This window comes from Arthrobacter sp. MDT2-3 (genome assembly GCF_059090465.1).
Genome location: NZ_JBNHFS010000004.1, coordinates 309,531 through 325,077 on the forward strand (window position 1 = coordinate 309,531; position 15,547 = coordinate 325,077).

The following is a 15,547-nucleotide window of genomic DNA, read 5'->3' on the forward strand; positions in this document are numbered from 1 at the left end:
CTTCCCTAAGGGGTTTTGGCGGTGACCCGGGGCGCTAGGGCGGCCGCGGCGACCGCGACCACGGCGGCAAGTCCAAAGACGCCCGCGAAGGATTCCGTCGTCGTCGTAAACGCCGCGAACACGATGCCGGTAGCGGCCAGTGCGAGCGCGCCGCCCAGGGAGTCGGAGATGGACATGGCCGAGCTGTTGAAGCCCTCGTTCTCCTTCGTGGATAGCGCCAGGGTCATCACGCTCAGCCGCGGATAGAGCAGGCCCATGCCACCGCCGGCGAAGACCCACCCAACGATTGCGACGGCGGCCGGCCAGTGCAGTGCGGTGGTGGCCAGGGCAAGTACCACGGCGCCCAGGACCATCAACGAACCGATGCGGACGGCGCAGCGGTGGGACAACCGCGCACCGAGCCGCCCCTGGACTGCCGACGCGCCCGCCCAAGCCAACGCTCCACCGGTAAGGGTGAGCCCGGCAAAGGTGGGCGAAAAGGCGTACTGCTCAATCAGCAGGTACGGCAAATAGACTTCGGCGCCGAAGAACGCGGCTGAGGCGAGCCCGCGGACCAGGATCACGCTTGGCAGGCCGCGCCCGGCAGCGAGCGTGCGCGGTGGCACCAAGGGCCGCACCGCCACCAGGGCAACCACGACGGCGGCCACCGCCAGGAGTGCCGGCGCGGCGGGGAAACCGTGAAACTTGGCCTCCCGCGACAGGTTGAGCCCCAGCACGGCAAGCGCGGCCAAAGTGGCCCAGGCAAGGCGGCCAAGGGCCCACGGGGTGGGTGGTTGCCCTGAAGGAGCAGCCTGTTCCTTGGCGGACGTCATCCCGCGCAGCACCGGGACGATCATCACCAGCGCCGGAATGACCAGGCCCACCACACCCAGGAACACCCAGTGCCAGCTCAACACCTGCGCCACAATTCCGGCTGCGAAGGGCCCCACCAGGGACGGGATCACCCAGGCCGCAGAGAACGCAGCGAAAATTTTGCTGTGCAGCAACCCGGGATAGATCCGGGCCACCAACACGTACAACGCAACGGTCAGGGCACCGCCGCCCAACCCCTGCACCAGCCGGCCCGCCACCAGCAGCGGCATGGAGACGGCGGTGCCCGCGATCAGCAGCCCCGCCACGAACAGCGCTACGGACGCATACAGGGGAACAGCGGGTCCCCTGCGGTCGGACCAGTTTCCCGCAGCCACCATGCCGATGACGCCTGTTGCCAGCGGGCCGGCGAACGCCAGGGCATAGAGGCCCGCACCATTTAGCTCGCGGCTGACTACGGGCATGATGGTGGTCACCGCAAGGGATTCGAACGCCGCCAGGAACACCAGTGCGCAGGCACCGATGGTCACCCACAAGTACGGCCGCTGCAGGATGCCGGCGTGGGGATCCGCGGCTGAAAGGGTTGTCTCGCGCACGCTTCTGGCCCGATCGGTCGTTTGTCTGTCGTGCCAGCATAGCGGCCGGCAGTGACAGGGCTCACGCTTCCTGCCGGCTCACCCGGCGCTGGCCACCGCCGCGGGGACAATGACCCGTCCGGTGGCCGTGGAATCCTGGTTCAGCATCCAGCCCACCCGCTTGACGGTACTGAGCATCACCACGCTTTCCACCAGTTCAATCCCGGGGATCCGCTGCTGCAGGGCGAGTTCGGCGTTCATCACATCGGCGAGCGACTGCAACCACATGATGATCAGGAAGTTCGTGCGGCCAGTGGTGGAGGCACTGAGGCGGACGTTGCGGAGGCCGCGGAGCTCAACGGCCGCCGCCTCATGCCGGCCCGCCGGTACGTTGGCGAACCACTGGCACGTTACGGGGTAGCCGGAGAACTTCTGCGCCACTTCGCAGCGGAACGAGAGCACCCTGCTCGCGAGGACGCGGTTCAGCTGGCGCTGGACTGTGGCAGGGTGCCTGTCCAAGGCCCGGGCGATGTCGGCCGCCGTCGCCCGCCCGTCCCTTGCCAGGAAGGGCAGCAGCGCCAGATGGCTTTCCGGCAAAGGCTCGACGACGGTCTCCGGCGGTGCAGATCCTGCCGCTTCCGGCCCGGCCTTGGCCTGCAGCGCCGCAACCTGCGCCCGGTTCAGTACGTTGAGGCGCCAGGCGTAACCGCCGGAGTGCAGCCTGGTGCACAGGGACGTCTGGTACTTCAGCAGGCCATCGATGTCCTTGAGGCGGGAGGCAACTGCCGTGGTGAACTCCTCAAGGGACGGGGTCAGGACTGTCAGCATCAGGTCCCGGTTGCTGGCTGCTTCCTCGATCGTGACGATCTCGGGTACGGCAGCCAGGGCCTCCGTCACCTCGTCGCGGCGGTGCATCTCGCAGTCGACGTCGACGAAGGCCAGGCACATCTGCTTTGGGTCACCCATCAGGTGGGCCGTCACCCATGCGGCACCAGAGCGACGCACCCGTTCCCACCGCGCTGCCAAGGTGGTGGCGTGCACGCCCAGGATTTCGCCTGCATCCGCCCAGCTCACCCGGGGCGCGATCTCAAGCGCGTTGATGAGTGCGAGGTCCTCCTCGGTCAGGTCCATGGTGCCCATTCTTCCGCACGGCTGCGTAGATCGAGGAGCAGGAGGGCTGCCCTCGCATTTTTCCAGCGGTTCCCGCAGTTGTGAAGCAGGTCACGCCAGACTGGAAGCAGTCCATTCTTTGGAGGAGCAGAAATGACCATCACATCCGCGGCCCGGGAACTCCAGCCCGTACTGACCCGGTTCCGCCACGCCATGCACCAGGAGCCGGAAATCGGCCTCGACCTGCCACGAACGCAGGAAAAGGTCCTTCAGGCGCTGGACGGACTCCCCTACGAAATAACCTTGGGCAAGGAAACGACGTCGGTCACGGCAGTGCTCCGCGGCGCCCCGGGTGCCCGGGCCGGGCAGGGACAGGAGGCTGCGCCGGCCGTCCTGCTTCGCGCCGACATGGACGCCCTTCCGGTCCAGGAAAAGACCGGCGTGGACTACACCTCCCGCCTGGACGGCGCCATGCACGCCTGCGGCCATGACCTCCATACCGCGATGCTCACGGGTGCCGCCACCTTGCTGGCCGAGAACCGGCACCGCCTGGCCGGGGACGTGGTCCTGATGTTCCAGCCGGGCGAGGAAGGCTTTGACGGCGCCAGCTATATGATCCGCGAGGGTGTGCTGGACGCGCCGGGCCGGCGGGTAGACGCCGCGTACGGCATGCACGTGTTTTCCGCCCTGGAACCGCATGGCACCTTCACCACCAAACCCGGAGTGATGCTCAGTGCTTCTGACGGCCTGGTGGTCACCGTGCTCGGTGCAGGCGGCCATGGTTCGGCCCCGCACGCGGCCAAGGATCCGGTAACTGCGGCGGCCGAGATGGTCACCGCGCTGCAGGTGATGATCACGCGCCAGTTCAACATGTTCGATCCGGTGGTCCTCTCCGTCGGCGTCCTCCACGCCGGCACCAAGCGGAACGTCATCCCGGAAACTGCGCGGATCGAAGCCACCATCCGGACCTTTTCCGAGGCCTCCCGGGAGAAGCTGATGGACTCTATTCCCCGCCTCCTGCAGGGGATCGCGTCGGCACACGGCCTCGAGGTCGACGTCGACTACCAGCAGGAGTACCCCCTCACCATCACGGACGAGGACGAGACCCATACGGCCGAGGACGTCATCACGGAGTTGTTCGGTGATTCCCGGCTGTCCCGCTGGGCCACACCCCTCAGCGGCTCAGAGGACTTCTCCAGGGTGCTGGCGGAAGTGCCCGGCACGTTCATCGGGCTCAGCGCAGTCCCCCGCGGCGTGGACCATGCCGCCTCCCCGTTCAACCACTCACCGTACGCAACGTTCGACGACGGCGTCCTGGCGGACGGTGCCGCCCTCTACGCGGAACTCGCCACGCAGCGTCTCGCCGCGCTCTCGCAATCCCGCACCAACAACTCCTGATCCACCCTTCCAGGAAGAGAACTGAAATGACCACTGTCGTGAACCCGCACCGCAGCGCGCGGGCAGCAATGCGGAAAACCATTGTTGGTACCGGGATCGGCAACGCCGTGGAGTGGTACGACTGGGCGATTTATGCAACCTTCACCCCCTTCATAGCCAGCCAATTGTTCAGCAAGGCGGACCCGGCGTCGGCCGTCCTGTCTACGCTGGCGATCTTCGCCGTCGGCTTCGTTGCCCGGCCCTTCGGCGGATTCCTGTTCGGCTGGATCGGTGACCGGGTAGGCCGCAAGACGTCCATGACCCTGGCCGTGGGCCTGGCCTCACTGGGCAGCCTGATGATCGGCATCGCGCCGACGTTCGCGAGCATCGGTGTGTGGGCTTCCCTGATGCTGCTGGTGGCCCGGCTGGTCCAGGGCCTGGCGCACGGCGGTGAGCTGCCGTCGTCGCAAACGTACCTCTCGGAGATGGCGCCGAAGGAAAAGCGCGGGTTCTGGGCCACCCTGATCTACACATCAGGCACGGTGGGCATCCTGTTCGGCACGCTCCTGGGCGCCGTGCTGAACATGGTGCTGAGCACGGAGGCCATGAACGCGTGGGGCTGGCGTATCCCCTTCCTGATCGGTGCGGTGCTGGGGCTGTACGCACTGATCATGCGGTCACGGCTGCACGAGACCGAAGCGTTCGAAAGCGAGTCCGTCCGCGAAAAGCGGGCACCGATCTGGCCGCAGATTGTCCGCCACCGCAAGCAGGCCATGCAGGTCATCGGCCTGACCGTGGGCCTCACGGTGATCTACTACATCTGGGGTGTGGTGGCGCCGAGCTACGCCACAACAGCGCTGAAGATCGACCGCGGCGAGGCCCTGTGGGCCGGCGTCATCGGCAACATCGTGTTCATCGCGGCGCTGCCCTTCTGGGGGAAGCTCTCGGACCGCATTGGCCGAAAGAAGGTGCTGTGGTCCGGCGCCATTGGGTCTGCCGTGATGCACTTCCCCATGACCTGGCTGCTGAAGGACTCTGCGTGGCAGCTGGCCGTTGGCATGTCCGTGATGCTGATCTTCATCGCCGCGAGTGCCGCGATTGTGCCGGCCGTGTACGCCGAGCTCTTCCCCACCAGCATCCGCACCGTGGGCGTGGGTGTTCCGTACTCCATCTGCGTGGCGCTCTTCGGCGGCACCGCCCCCTACCTGCAGCAGTGGCTGGGAACCACCCTGCAGCTGCCCGACCTCTTCAACGTCTACGCTGTGCTGCTCCTGGCTGTCAGCGCCTTGTTCGTCTTCACCATCCCGGAGACCAAGGGCAAGGACCTGACGCACTAGTTCACCGATGTAAGTGGCAGTAAGTGTCGTTATGAACGCTCATAACGACACTTACTGCTACCCAGTTGGGTCGCCGACGAAGCGGTTCCGTCCGGCCCGGTAGCCGAACACGGCCGCGAGCAGTCCCACGGCCAGAAAGAGGACGCCGGCGGCTGTGAAGGACCCGGTGGCCTGGTGCAGTTGGCCCACCATCAGGGTCCCCGTTGAACCGAGGCCGTAGCCCACGCCCTGCATCATCCCGGACAGGTGCGCTGCAGTGTGCCCGTCCCGGGTGCGCAGCATGATCATGGTCAGCGCCACCGCGGTGAGGCTCCCCTGGCCCAGCCCCAGCAGTCCCGCCCATACCCAGATCAACCCAAGTGGCCCGAAGATGCTCAGCGCGAAGCCGCCGCCGGTCATCAGGGCCACCACGGTGTTGATGACCCGCTGGTCCCTGAACCTCGCCGCAAGCGCCGGGGCGAAGAGCGAGCCGAGCATTTGCAGCACGATGCACACGGATACGATCAGCCCGGCCGTTGCGCCGTCCACTCCCCGTTCCCGCAGGATGGGTGCCAGCCACGCGAAGACGCTGAAGGACATCATCGCTTGGAGCACCATAAAAATGGTGACCTGCCACGCGACCGCGGAGCGCCAGACGTTCACCCCTTCCTTTACCGCCTGGTGCCGGACGGGGCGCTGCCGTACCGCCACCGGCAGGAACAGGAAAAGTACGACGGCGGCCGGCAGCGCCCAGAACCACAGCGCCAGGGTCCACTCCCCCGTCGCCGTGTAGAGGGGGTAGGTAAAGCCGGCTCCCAAAGCGGCGGAGGCGCAGATGGCTGTGGTGTAGAGCCCGCCCATGAGGCCCAGGCGGTGCGGGAAGTCCCGCTTGACCAGCCCGGGCAGCAGCACATTGCACAGGGCGATGGCGGCACCGCAGGCGGCTGTCCCGGCAAGGAGGGCGGGCAGGTGCACTGGTCCCGGCAGATCCCCGGCTGGAGGCCAGGGCAGCGCGGCCGGGCGCAGCAGAAGCCCCGCCGTCAGCACCGCCATGGCGCCGAGGAGCACGCGGTCGGCACCGAACCGGCGGGCCAGCACCGGGGCCAGGGGCGCAAACAGGCCCAGCAGCGTCACGGGGACAGTGGTCAGCACAACAACCGCCCATCCCGGCAGTGCGGCCTGCGACGTCACCTCGGGAAGCACCGCCGAAAAACTGGAGAAAACCGTGCGCAGATTTAGGCCGATCAGGACCAGGCACAGGCCCAGGTACACCAAGCTTCTCCGGCTTCCCACCCGGGTTGGTTCCGGCGCGGGCAACTCATCAATTTCGGCATCCACCAGGTTGTCGGGGTGGGGCCTCCCCGGCGGCCTGGCGCGCCGGTCCTTCTTCGCCGCAGCACTCGTCGCTTCCGTCACCTGCCCATTCTTGCAGGAGGGCCATCGGACCGAGTTGTCCACATAGGGCGGTGGAGGACTGCTGCCACCGCAGGTCTGAGCCATAGGTTTGGAAGCATGAACAGCACCCAACTGCCCGGCTCCGGAGGAGACTAATGGGCATTGCGCCGCCAGATGAGCCCCAACCGGCAAAGGAGCCAACCCAACCCGAAGCACCCGTTGCAGAAGAAGCCCAGGAACCCCGTTATGGGCGCAAAGCAACAGCCAGTGTGTTATTGGCAGTCCTTGCCCTTGTCAGCATGATCGTTACTGCTCCCTTGGCGATGTTTGCCATGCTTGCCACTTACCCTTCCACCGGGCCATCCGAGATGCCCTGGGTGGCACCATTGGTGTTCTTCAGCCTTCCCCTCCTGTTTGCTTTGCCCTCCCTGGTGTTGGCAATTTCCGTCCTCAAGAACTCCCCGGATACTTCGCCGGACCGGTCATCGGCGGCACTCGCTTTATGCCTCGCGGGATTGGTCCTCGTACTGGCTTTGGGGCCTGCATTGGATCAATTGGGGAATCCATAATGAGGGCTCTCCGGCCGCCGGTATTCTGGAAGGGATGAGTGAATCCCCAGAAACCCCCCAGCCGCAGCATGTCCCGCGGCCGGTGACCCCCGGAACCCAAGCCTCCTACGGCACCTACGGTGGCCGGCCTGTCAGCTTTGTTCGCCGCGGCACACGCCTGCAGGGGCGCCGGCAGGCAGCCTGGGAACTCCATGCCGAGCGGTGGGCCGTGAACGTCCCCCGGCACGTGGCCAACACGTCGGTCCACCCGGACTACACCTTCGACGCGGAGGCGGAATTCGGCCGTAAGGCACCCCTCATTGTCGAGATCGGCTCGGGCCTGGGTGACGCTATTTGCCACGCCGCTGAGCAGAACCCGGACACCGACTTCCTCGCTGTGGAGGTCTACACTCCCGGGCTGGCCAACACCATCATCAAGATCAACAGCCGGGGGCTGAGCAATGTCCGGGTTGTCGAGGCCAACGCGCCCGAGGTGCTGGCCACCATGCTCCCGGAGGGTTCCGTCAGTGAATTGTGGGTCTTCTTTCCCGATCCCTGGCACAAATCCCGCCACCACAAACGGCGCCTCATCCAACCCGAATTCGCGGACCTTGCTGCCCGTGCCCTGAAGAAGGGCGGGCTGTGGCGCATTGCCACTGACTGGTCCAACTATGCGGTCCATGTCCGCGATGTCCTGGCGGATTCGGAGGACTTTGAGAACCTGCACACAGGCGAGCGCCGCGGACCGGAGAGTCCGCTGACCCAGGTGTGGCAGTCCGGCGTGGAATCAGTGGTGGGCGGGGCCCCCGTCCGTGAAGGCCGTGCCCCGGTCAGCACGGAACACACCGGCCCCAACGAGGGTGTGGACGAAACGGGCGGCTGGGCTCCCAGGTTCGAGGGAAGGATCCGGACCAGCTTTGAAGGCAAGGCCCACGAGGCCGGGCGGCTCATTTTTGATCTCTGCTACCGCCGCCGTTAGTTCCAGCGAGTGCACACCCGGCCGCCGCCCGGGCATCATCAGCCCACGCTGATGGAGGCAACAATCTCCCTGAGCATGCTGAGCCTCGGCTCCACGTCAGGGCCGGCGTAGGGCCAGATGACCACCAGGCCGATGAACCGCCCGCGTTCCCAGACGCCCACGGTCGCCGCCACTTTCCCCGCCCCCTCGGCGTCGTCGTAGCCCACTACCACCGCGTATGCGGACTTGCCGGGCAGGTTCAACCCGCCTTCCGTGAGAAGGCTGCCTGCCTTCTCCTCCAGGTAGTAACCGGACATCAGGTGCGCCCAGCCGTTGGCCTGCGCGGCGCCATGCACGGAGGTGTCGTCCTTGATGACGGTGACAAGGACCCCACCGAGCAATCCGTACTGTTCAGTGTTGGGGCCGGCCGTGGAGTTTTCCAGGACCTGGGTGTGCTCGGGAAAGTCTGCTGTGAACCCCAGCGCGGATTCGATGTGGACTGACATTCTCTTGCTCCTTCAGCGGGTGTGTCGTAGCTGGGCTGGGTGCGCGGCCGGATGTTGGCCGGCGCGATTACAGCCGCTCAAGCCTGGCGTCGTTGGGGACTTTGTAGTACGTGGAGACGTTTGTAGTGGCCTGGCTCTCTGTTCTGACCTCCACCTCGCCCGCCTTCACGTCAAGCCCGGCCTCATTGGACGCCGTCACCACATTGTTGACCTGGACAGTGGCAGAACCGGCTTCATACAGCCTGGCGGCATCGCGTGCTGCGCCGTATTCGTTTCCGAGCGCGACATGCCGCAAGTAGCTGTCGATCAGTGGCTTGTTCTCCGGTGAATAATCCACATCGATCTTGACAGTACCCCGGGTTCCCACGGTGACTGAGGACTCGAGCTTGGCGGCCTTGACGTCCGAACCCGCAGTGAATCCATGCGCCACCGTTCCATCCATGGAGACTGACACGGATTCGATGCTGCTGTGTTTGTCCATGTTCACCTGCAGTCCGCCCTTGCCGGAAGCCTCGAAAACGCGGCCGTCCAGGTTGAGCTTGCCTTGGGCGGAAACCTCGCCGTTGACTGTTGAGGTGCCGTCGGTCAGGTTCCGCTCGTAGGCCAGGTCCAGCCTGGCCGAACCTGATGCGGCTCCAGTCTCCCCCTCGGCCTCGAGCGACAGCGTTCCCTTGGCCTTGTCCGTCTGTCCGGTGGAGCCGTTGTCACCGGCGGCTTTGTTGATGGTGTCCAGGATGTAACCGGTCGGATTGCCGGCCACATCCTTGATCTCACCCACGCTGTCCGGCGGCAGGTCCCGGTACATCTGCTCGCGGGCTGCCATGGCTTCTTCCACGCTGCCGAAGGAGTATTCGCGGGACACCTGCCCGTTAAGGGTCACGCCGGCGGTTCCGGTGGTGTCGTTGACGCCCAGCCCCATGTTTCCGTACACCATCATGGTGGCGGTGCCATCGGCATTCTCCACCACTTCGGTGCCCACTTCGGCGCCGCCGTGCACCCAGGCCACCCGGGCCTCAATCGATGCCTTGCCTGCCTCGGAGTAGACGGGAATGTCCGCCCTGGCGATGTCCTGGAGATGTTCCTTGGCCTGCTCCTGCGCGGACTTGGGGATGCCGCCGTCCATTCGCATGAGGTCCTCGGCGAACGGACCGTCGCCGCCTTCGCTCTCGATGAGGTATTTCCGGTCGGCTGCAGAGAGGCTGTCCCACCACGTGGCCTGTTCTTCCGGGCTGGCGTCCAGCATCCGTTCCAGGCCGGCTTCCAGCTCCTGGCGGTGCCCGGCCGCGGCCGCGGCGGCAGCGGCTTGGTCCTTCAGCCAGTCTTGGGCCTGCCCGGCAAACGATTTAACCCGGTCCCAGACGCCGGTGCCGGCACCGGCCGATGAGGACGAGGAGGACTTCTCCTGCTCCTCTGCGTGCTGCAGCAAAATCCTGGAGTTCTCACGCAGGCTGGACACAACCTTCTCCAGCCCGGGGCGGTGGCTTCCGCTCCACTCCTGACGGAAACGTTCGCCGTCCGTGCCCTTCCAGGGAGCCGCCTGGATCTGGCTATGCAGCGAACTCGCCCGGGTGCTCAACAGCAAGGCAGCCTGATCAGCCGCCTTCGCCAGAGCCCGCAACTGGCTGACATCAGCGCCGTAAAAAGTCATGGTTCGTCCCCCGGAGAAGTTCGCGCCGATGTTCGGTCGCTGACCATATAGTTCCACGGCGGCGGGAAATTCGGCGATGGGCATCCCTCCCCATCCGGCAGCGGCGGCACTGGCACCTCATCCTGGAGCCGCACGATCCGCCACCTAATCCACATCGTCCGAGGGAATTACTGGCCCGGACCATCAGCGCGTGGCACGATTGCCCTTACGCGGGGGTACGCACCATCCGGGCATCCGCGCCTGTACAAAGGGAACAGCCATCAAAAAAGAATTGCGACAGGCCGCAGATGCGGCAGAGAACGTCACCAACTCCCACACCCTGGAGATGATGGCGAGGGCGGGGTTTGCAGCGAGCGGAATCCTGCATCTCCTGGTAGGTGCTATCGCAATCCGGCTGGCCATGGGCGGTACGGGCAACGCCGACTTCAGCGGTGCCGTGGCCGAACTCGCCACCCAGCCTGCCGGACCCTTCCTGTTGTGGGCCAGCTTCACCGCCTGCGCTGCCCTCGCACTGTGGCAGACCAGCGATGCCATTTTCGACTACAACCAGTTGCCCACAAAGGAAAAGGCCGGAAAGAAGGCCAAGGCAGCGGCGCAGGCAGTGGTTTTCGCCGGGCTTGCCCTGACACTGATGTCCTTCGCCATGGGAACCGGTGCGGGCGGGGACAACCAGCAGGCGGCAAGCGACCTTACCGCGTCCGTGATGAAGGCGCCGGGCGGCGTAGCGCTGCTGGTCCTGCTGGGCGTGGGCATTGCCGTAACCGGCGTGGTGTACGGCATCCGCGGCCTTCGGAAATCGTTTGAAAAGCATCTGACAATGCCCTCGTCCCCCACCGCACGGACCGCCGTCACCGTGCTGGGCGTAACTGGATACGTGGCGAAGGGCATTGTGCTGTTGCTGACCGGGCTGCTCATCGCCATAGCCACCCTGCAGGCGCACCCTGAGGAATCCACCGGCCTGGACGGCGGACTTCGGGCACTCCGCGACCAGCCCTTAGGGGTGTACCTCCTGGCGGCTGTGGGCGCCGGGCTCATCTGCTACGGCGCCTACATGATCGTCCGGGCACGCCTCGCGAAGATGACCCGATAGCCGGTGGCCGCAGCTGTTGAAGCTGCCAGTGTGGCTGGGGTTGGAGCGCCCGGGTTTGTGCCGGACCCTATGGCACCGTAATTACCGCGACGGCCTGCTGGGTACCGTCCCGCAGTTCCACACTCGAAATGCTCGCCAGCTGGATGGGTGTTGCTCCGGTGACCCTGACCCTGCCGCTCGGCGTGGCCGTCCAAGCGCACGCGCGGTCTTCGCCGCCGGCCCGGTCCCGGACCCACAGCGACAATGTCCCGTCGGAAGGGAGGCTGCTGCCGTTCACCGCCAACTCGGTTCCCCAGATCTTCCGGGCCAGGTCGATGCTGAACTGCAGGCCATCTCCGGACTGCACGGAGTAGCTCGCGTCCGGTTGCGTCGGCCGGTTCAGGACCGGGCCCACGGCCAAACCGACGGCGAGGCATGCTGCGGCGACCGCTCCCACCAGGGCCGCCCACCGCCGTCGTACCTTACGACGCCGGCGGGACAGTTCCGAAAGGAGGGGCACCGGGGCCCCGGCTGTCCGAGCGGGTGGCGCGCCCGGTCCTGCCGGCACCACGGTGAGCGCAACGGCGTCCGGCACCGGGAGGGCGTCCAGCAACGCAGGCACTTTCTCCAGCCGGCCAAGCTCGTCCCGGCATCTCGCGCAACCCTGAAGGTGCGCCGCAAAGATCTTCAGGTCCTCGGCGTCCAGCCCGCCCAACAGGTAGGCGCCCAGCAAGTGGTGCAGCTCGGCAGGGTTCACCGTTCCACCCCCATTTCGTCCAGGATGGTCCGCAAGGCCCGCACTGCGTAGTACGCACGGGACTTCACCGTTCCGCTCGGGACGTTCAACTGCACCGCTGCCTCATTGACGGTGAAACGGCGGTAGTGCAATGCCACCAGCACGTCCCGGTGTTCCGAGCTGAGGCGGAGCAGCGCTTCCTCGATCAGCACCTTGTTCAGCAGCTCGTCCACGCGTTCCACTGCCTCGGCGGAATTGGCAAGGCCGTCGTCCAGGGTCTCGGCCGGGCGGCGCTGCGCCCGGCGGTAATTGTCGATCATGATGTTCCTGGCCGTCCGGAAAAGATAGCTGCGAAGGCTCCCGGTGACCTCCGGGGCGTGCTGCCAGACACGGAGCACGGTTTCCTGGACCACGTCCTCAGCCAGCTGCGGGTCCCGGGAGGCGCTGAGCACAAAGCGCCGGAGGGCCGGGCCGTGCTCACGGTAGATGGACTCAACAACGTCCTCGTCCAGCGGCATATCAGGACCTCCCGGCCTTCAGCATGGTTCGCCACCGTGTGCTTCCGGCTGATACGACGTCCGCAGCCGGAATTTGGTTCATTTGAACCATTCTTCACCCGGCGGCGTCTTAGTCGTTAGCGTCCGGCATCGGCGCCGGGCACGGACCAAGGAGCAAACCTATGAAAAAGCAACTGGGAACAGGCCTCACCATCCTCGCCCTGACCGGGGCCCTCGCGGGGTGCGCCGGCGGCGGCGGTTCCACCCCTGCAGCCAGCAGCCCGGCTGTCACGGGAGGCTCACCTAACGCCTCTGCAACGGCCCCCGCTGCCTCTGTTTCTCCGCCCTCCGCAACGTCCACAGCAACGGCCGCCGGTGTCGACCTCCAGATTGCGTCTTCCAGCCTGGGCGACATTGTGGTCGATGGCAAGGGGATGAGCGTCTACTACTACACCAAGGATGTCAAAGACTCCGGTACCAGCACCTGCACCGGGGGATGCCTGACCGCGTGGCCGCCGCTCCTCATCACTTCGGACGAGCCCAAAGTCGAAGGGGTAACCGGGACCGTGGGCACCATCACCACGCCGGAAGGTGCCAAGCAGGTGACCCTGAACGGCCTGCCGTTGTACTACTTCGCCAAGGACACCAAGGCCGGTGACATCCTCGGCCAGGGCGTCAACGACGTCTGGTACCTGGCCGATCCGGCCGGCGAAATGATCAAAACCGCGGCCAAATAATGACCCTCCGGGGGCGGTGGGCCGGGTGCCGGTGCGTCACGGGAGCGGAACTGCCGGCAGCGTGGCGGGCAGTGGAACGTGGGGCGGCACCGGCACTTCCCGTGACCCGCCCAGCCCGTCGGCAATATGCTCGGGTACAGCCCCCGGCAGGGTCTCTGAAGCGGGGACTTCCCCGGGTTTTCCCGGGGAAGTTGGCTGGCTTGCAGCGGTCTCCGGCGCAACCGGACCATTCGACGGCGGGACCGTCGGTTGCGTCGCTGCGGCGGGGTCCGCCGGTATCGATGTTGGGCCGGCCGGTGCAGTTGCGGCAGGCTCGGCGCCAGCCGGCGTGTTGGGCGAAGGCGCCGCGGGCTGTTTAACCTGGTGGTCTGCAGGTGCTCCGCCGGTCCCCGTGATAAACGAAGTGACAGCCTGGTTGAGCTGGGTGAACGACTCCCGGATGGACTGGTCTGATGCCGCGGCAACTGCGCCGCCGGCGCTCAGGGACACCGCCACGGACAAGGCCGTCAGGGTGACCCGGCGCTTGGCCCTGCGGCGGGCAGCGAGTTCGTCAGCGGGAGCTGAAGCAAGCGCATCTTCGGCGGCTTCCGGGTCGGCACTAAGCCCCGCGTTGCCTCCGGCCATCAGGGCCAGCAGCTCAGCAGAAGGCTCCGGCGCAGCAGAGCCCAGGGCCTGAAGCTCGAGAAGGACTGGGCGGAGCTGGGTGTCGCCATCCAGGTCTGCCTCCAACAGCAGCTGGTCGACGGACCCGTCGCGGAATCCTGCAGTGTCACTCATGGTTTGCCTGGTTTCTTTTGAGCGTTTGTGCCTTGAGATTTTGAAGGGCCCGGCGCTGGAGCTGCTTGATTGCCCCTTCGCTCTTGCCCATGATGCCGGCCACCTGTTCTATGGACAGGTCAGCCACCACGCGAAGGGCCAGCACTTCCTGGTGTTCGTCGCTGAGCCCGTCCAGCAGGGCGGCAGCCGCGCCGTTGAGCTCCACCGCGCAGTGTTCTGCGGAGGGGGTGCTCCGGCTGTCCTCCAGCGGGTCGTAAGGAGTCAGCTGGGGCCTGCGTTCCAGCCGCCGGTAGTGGTCCACCATGCGGGCGTGGGCGATGGAGAAGATGAGCGACTTGGCCCCCTGCAGCCCGCCGGTGAGGCTGCTGATCTGCGGGAAGAATGCCAGGAACACGTCCTGGGTTACCGCTTCGGGATCGTCGACGCCGCGTGCCTTGAGGTATCCCAGCACCGGTCCCGCGAAGGACCGGTAGGCAACGCCGAACACCGCAGCCGGGTCGGTTCCGGCTGCGTCGTCGAATATGTCGATCTTTTCTTGGGCCAAAGTGTCTAGCACCGGCGGCTCCTCCATCCCGGAGCAAGGCAAGGCCCGTCCCGGTTTTACGGTGCGGTCTGCAGGTCCTGCGCTTACTTTCCCGCTGCCTTTCGGCAGGTGATTCCGGGCTTCATTCCGGACCGGCCTCCCCAAGGGCCGTTAGTGTTCCTGAAAGGGCAGTTCCTAAAATCGGGGACTGCCGTACTGCGGGAAACGGACCGTGGGCCGTTTCCCGCAGTACACACTAGCCAACGCCGCTTAGCGGACCGAAACTGACGGCGCGTCCACAGCTGCGCTGCCACCGTCGACGGAGGCAGCAGGAACCTCGGGAACTGCAGGCACGGCCGGAACTGCCGGCTCGCCGTCGACACCCGGAACAGCCGGGACAGCGGGAACAGCAGGAACCTCGGGACGCTCGATCTCAACAGCGGCGGAACCACCGGTTGCGGCGCCTGCCTCTGCGGCAGCGTCAGCCTGCGCTGCGACGTCGGCGCAGAAGCTTTCGATGTTCGCTTCACCCTGCGCTGCGATGGCAAGCGAGGAAAAGCCTTCGGAAGAGGCGTTCAGGCCACCGTTGGTGAAAGCGGTGCAGAGGCCAAGGGCTGCGGCGCCGGCTGCGTCAACTGCCGTACCGGCTGCGGCGGACACGGAAGCCTGGGCTGCGACGTTCTCGCCGGAAACCGTGGCATCTCCTGCGGCTTCCGCTTCTGCGTCAGCGGAAGCGTTGGCAGTGGCCTCTGCGGCGGCGTCAGCGGTTGCCTGCGCGTCAGTGGCAGCTTCTGCTGCCAGCTGCGGAGCCGGGGCGCCGAAAAGATTGTGGGCGGTCTGCTGTGCTTCGGCGGGGAGGACGCCGGAAACGGCAGCGGCGCCGGTTCCGCCGACGGCAAGGGTGCCGGCTGCCAGTACTCCGGCGGCGACTTTGCTGGTGGCGAGAACGGTGAACAACGACATTA

At 66.1% G+C, this 15,547-nt stretch carries 16 protein-coding genes; 6 read left to right on the forward strand and 10 right to left on the reverse strand.

Going from position 1 to position 15,547, the window contains the following annotated elements; genetic code table 11:
* Positions 1–5: 5 nt before the first annotated feature.
* Together AC5RUQ_RS14250 and AC5RUQ_RS14255 are read right to left on the reverse strand one after the other, a co-directional pair.
* Positions 6–1,406, reverse strand: a complete 1,401-nt coding sequence (locus AC5RUQ_RS14250; RefSeq protein ID WP_493947979.1) for an MFS transporter — start codon at positions 1,404–1,406, stop codon at positions 6–8.
* Between the two features lie 78 nt (positions 1,407–1,484).
* Positions 1,485–2,516 (reverse strand): Lrp/AsnC family transcriptional regulator, encoded by a 1,032-nt coding sequence (locus AC5RUQ_RS14255; protein ID WP_493947980.1) that lies wholly within the window; start codon positions 2,514–2,516, stop codon positions 1,485–1,487.
* Positions 2,517–2,648: 132 nt separating this feature from the next.
* Between AC5RUQ_RS14255 and AC5RUQ_RS14260 the strand changes: the two genes are divergently transcribed.
* Positions 2,649–3,893, forward strand: a complete 1,245-nt coding sequence (locus tag AC5RUQ_RS14260) for a M20 metallopeptidase family protein (protein WP_493947981.1) — start codon at positions 2,649–2,651, stop codon at positions 3,891–3,893.
* A 26-nt stretch (positions 3,894–3,919) separates the two neighbouring features.
* The gene (locus AC5RUQ_RS14265; RefSeq protein ID WP_493947982.1) at positions 3,920–5,209 is read left to right on the forward strand and encodes an MFS transporter; all 1,290 of its coding nucleotides are present in this window, start codon (positions 3,920–3,922) and stop codon (positions 5,207–5,209) included.
* Positions 5,210–5,266: 57 nt separating this feature from the next.
* Here the strand turns inward: AC5RUQ_RS14265 and AC5RUQ_RS14270 are convergent, their stop codons facing one another.
* On the reverse strand, positions 5,267–6,604 hold the full coding sequence (locus AC5RUQ_RS14270; RefSeq protein WP_493947983.1) for an MFS transporter: 1,338 nt from the start codon (positions 6,602–6,604) through the stop codon (positions 5,267–5,269).
* A gap of 134 nt (positions 6,605–6,738) precedes the next feature.
* Here AC5RUQ_RS14270 and AC5RUQ_RS14275 point away from each other — a divergent pair, with 134 nt between their 5' ends.
* Both AC5RUQ_RS14275 and trmB read left to right on the forward strand, forming a co-directional pair.
* Positions 6,739–7,152, forward strand: a complete 414-nt coding sequence (locus AC5RUQ_RS14275) for a hypothetical protein (protein ID WP_493947984.1) — start codon at positions 6,739–6,741, stop codon at positions 7,150–7,152.
* A gap of 34 nt (positions 7,153–7,186) precedes the next feature.
* Positions 7,187–8,110 carry a tRNA (guanosine(46)-N7)-methyltransferase TrmB gene (trmB, locus tag AC5RUQ_RS14280; protein ID WP_493947985.1) on the forward strand — a complete coding sequence of 308 codons (924 nt, stop codon included), beginning with the start codon at positions 7,187–7,189 and terminating at the stop codon, positions 8,108–8,110.
* 38 nt (positions 8,111–8,148) lie between these two features.
* Here trmB and AC5RUQ_RS14285 read toward each other — a convergent pair whose 3' ends face one another.
* Positions 8,149–8,595, reverse strand: a complete 447-nt coding sequence (locus AC5RUQ_RS14285; protein WP_493947986.1) for a hypothetical protein — start codon at positions 8,593–8,595, stop codon at positions 8,149–8,151.
* A gap of 67 nt (positions 8,596–8,662) precedes the next feature.
* Positions 8,663–10,243, reverse strand: a complete 1,581-nt coding sequence (locus tag AC5RUQ_RS14290; RefSeq protein WP_493947987.1) for a hypothetical protein — start codon at positions 10,241–10,243, stop codon at positions 8,663–8,665.
* Positions 10,244–10,514: 271 nt separating this feature from the next.
* Between AC5RUQ_RS14290 and AC5RUQ_RS14295 the strand changes: the two genes are divergently transcribed.
* Entirely contained in the window at positions 10,515–11,333 is an 819-nt protein-coding gene (locus AC5RUQ_RS14295) for a DUF1206 domain-containing protein (RefSeq protein ID WP_493947988.1), read from the forward strand.
* 67 nt (positions 11,334–11,400) lie between these two features.
* Here the strand turns inward: AC5RUQ_RS14295 and AC5RUQ_RS14300 are convergent, their stop codons facing one another.
* Both AC5RUQ_RS14300 and AC5RUQ_RS14305 read right to left on the reverse strand, forming a co-directional pair.
* Positions 11,401–12,069, reverse strand: a complete 669-nt coding sequence (locus AC5RUQ_RS14300) for a zf-HC2 domain-containing protein (protein ID WP_493947989.1) — start codon at positions 12,067–12,069, stop codon at positions 11,401–11,403.
* Positions 12,066–12,566 carry a sigma-70 family RNA polymerase sigma factor gene (locus AC5RUQ_RS14305; protein WP_493947990.1) on the reverse strand — a complete coding sequence of 167 codons (501 nt, stop codon included), beginning with the start codon at positions 12,564–12,566 and terminating at the stop codon, positions 12,066–12,068. Before AC5RUQ_RS14305 ends, AC5RUQ_RS14300 begins: the two co-directional genes overlap by 4 nt.
* Before the next feature lie 161 nt (positions 12,567–12,727).
* Between AC5RUQ_RS14305 and AC5RUQ_RS14310 the strand changes: the two genes are divergently transcribed.
* The gene (locus AC5RUQ_RS14310) at positions 12,728–13,282 is read left to right on the forward strand and encodes a COG4315 family predicted lipoprotein (protein ID WP_493947991.1); all 555 of its coding nucleotides are present in this window, start codon (positions 12,728–12,730) and stop codon (positions 13,280–13,282) included.
* 36 nt (positions 13,283–13,318) lie between these two features.
* On the opposite strand, the gene AC5RUQ_RS14315 is transcribed toward AC5RUQ_RS14310, so the two are convergent.
* The 3 genes from AC5RUQ_RS14315 to AC5RUQ_RS14325 all read right to left on the reverse strand — a co-directional run bounded on the left by AC5RUQ_RS14315 (position 13,319) and on the right by AC5RUQ_RS14325 (position 15,545).
* Positions 13,319–14,059 carry a hypothetical protein gene (locus tag AC5RUQ_RS14315; protein ID WP_493947992.1) on the reverse strand — a complete coding sequence of 247 codons (741 nt, stop codon included), beginning with the start codon at positions 14,057–14,059 and terminating at the stop codon, positions 13,319–13,321.
* Positions 14,052–14,630 (reverse strand): RNA polymerase sigma factor, encoded by a 579-nt coding sequence (locus tag AC5RUQ_RS14320; protein ID WP_493947993.1) that lies wholly within the window; start codon positions 14,628–14,630, stop codon positions 14,052–14,054. The genes AC5RUQ_RS14315 and AC5RUQ_RS14320 overlap by 8 nt, the downstream gene beginning before the upstream one ends.
* Before the next feature lie 222 nt (positions 14,631–14,852).
* Positions 14,853–15,545, reverse strand: coding sequence for a protein tyrosine phosphatase (locus AC5RUQ_RS14325; RefSeq protein ID WP_493947994.1), 693 nt, complete (start codon positions 15,543–15,545; stop codon positions 14,853–14,855).
* Positions 15,546–15,547 lie beyond the last annotated feature (2 nt).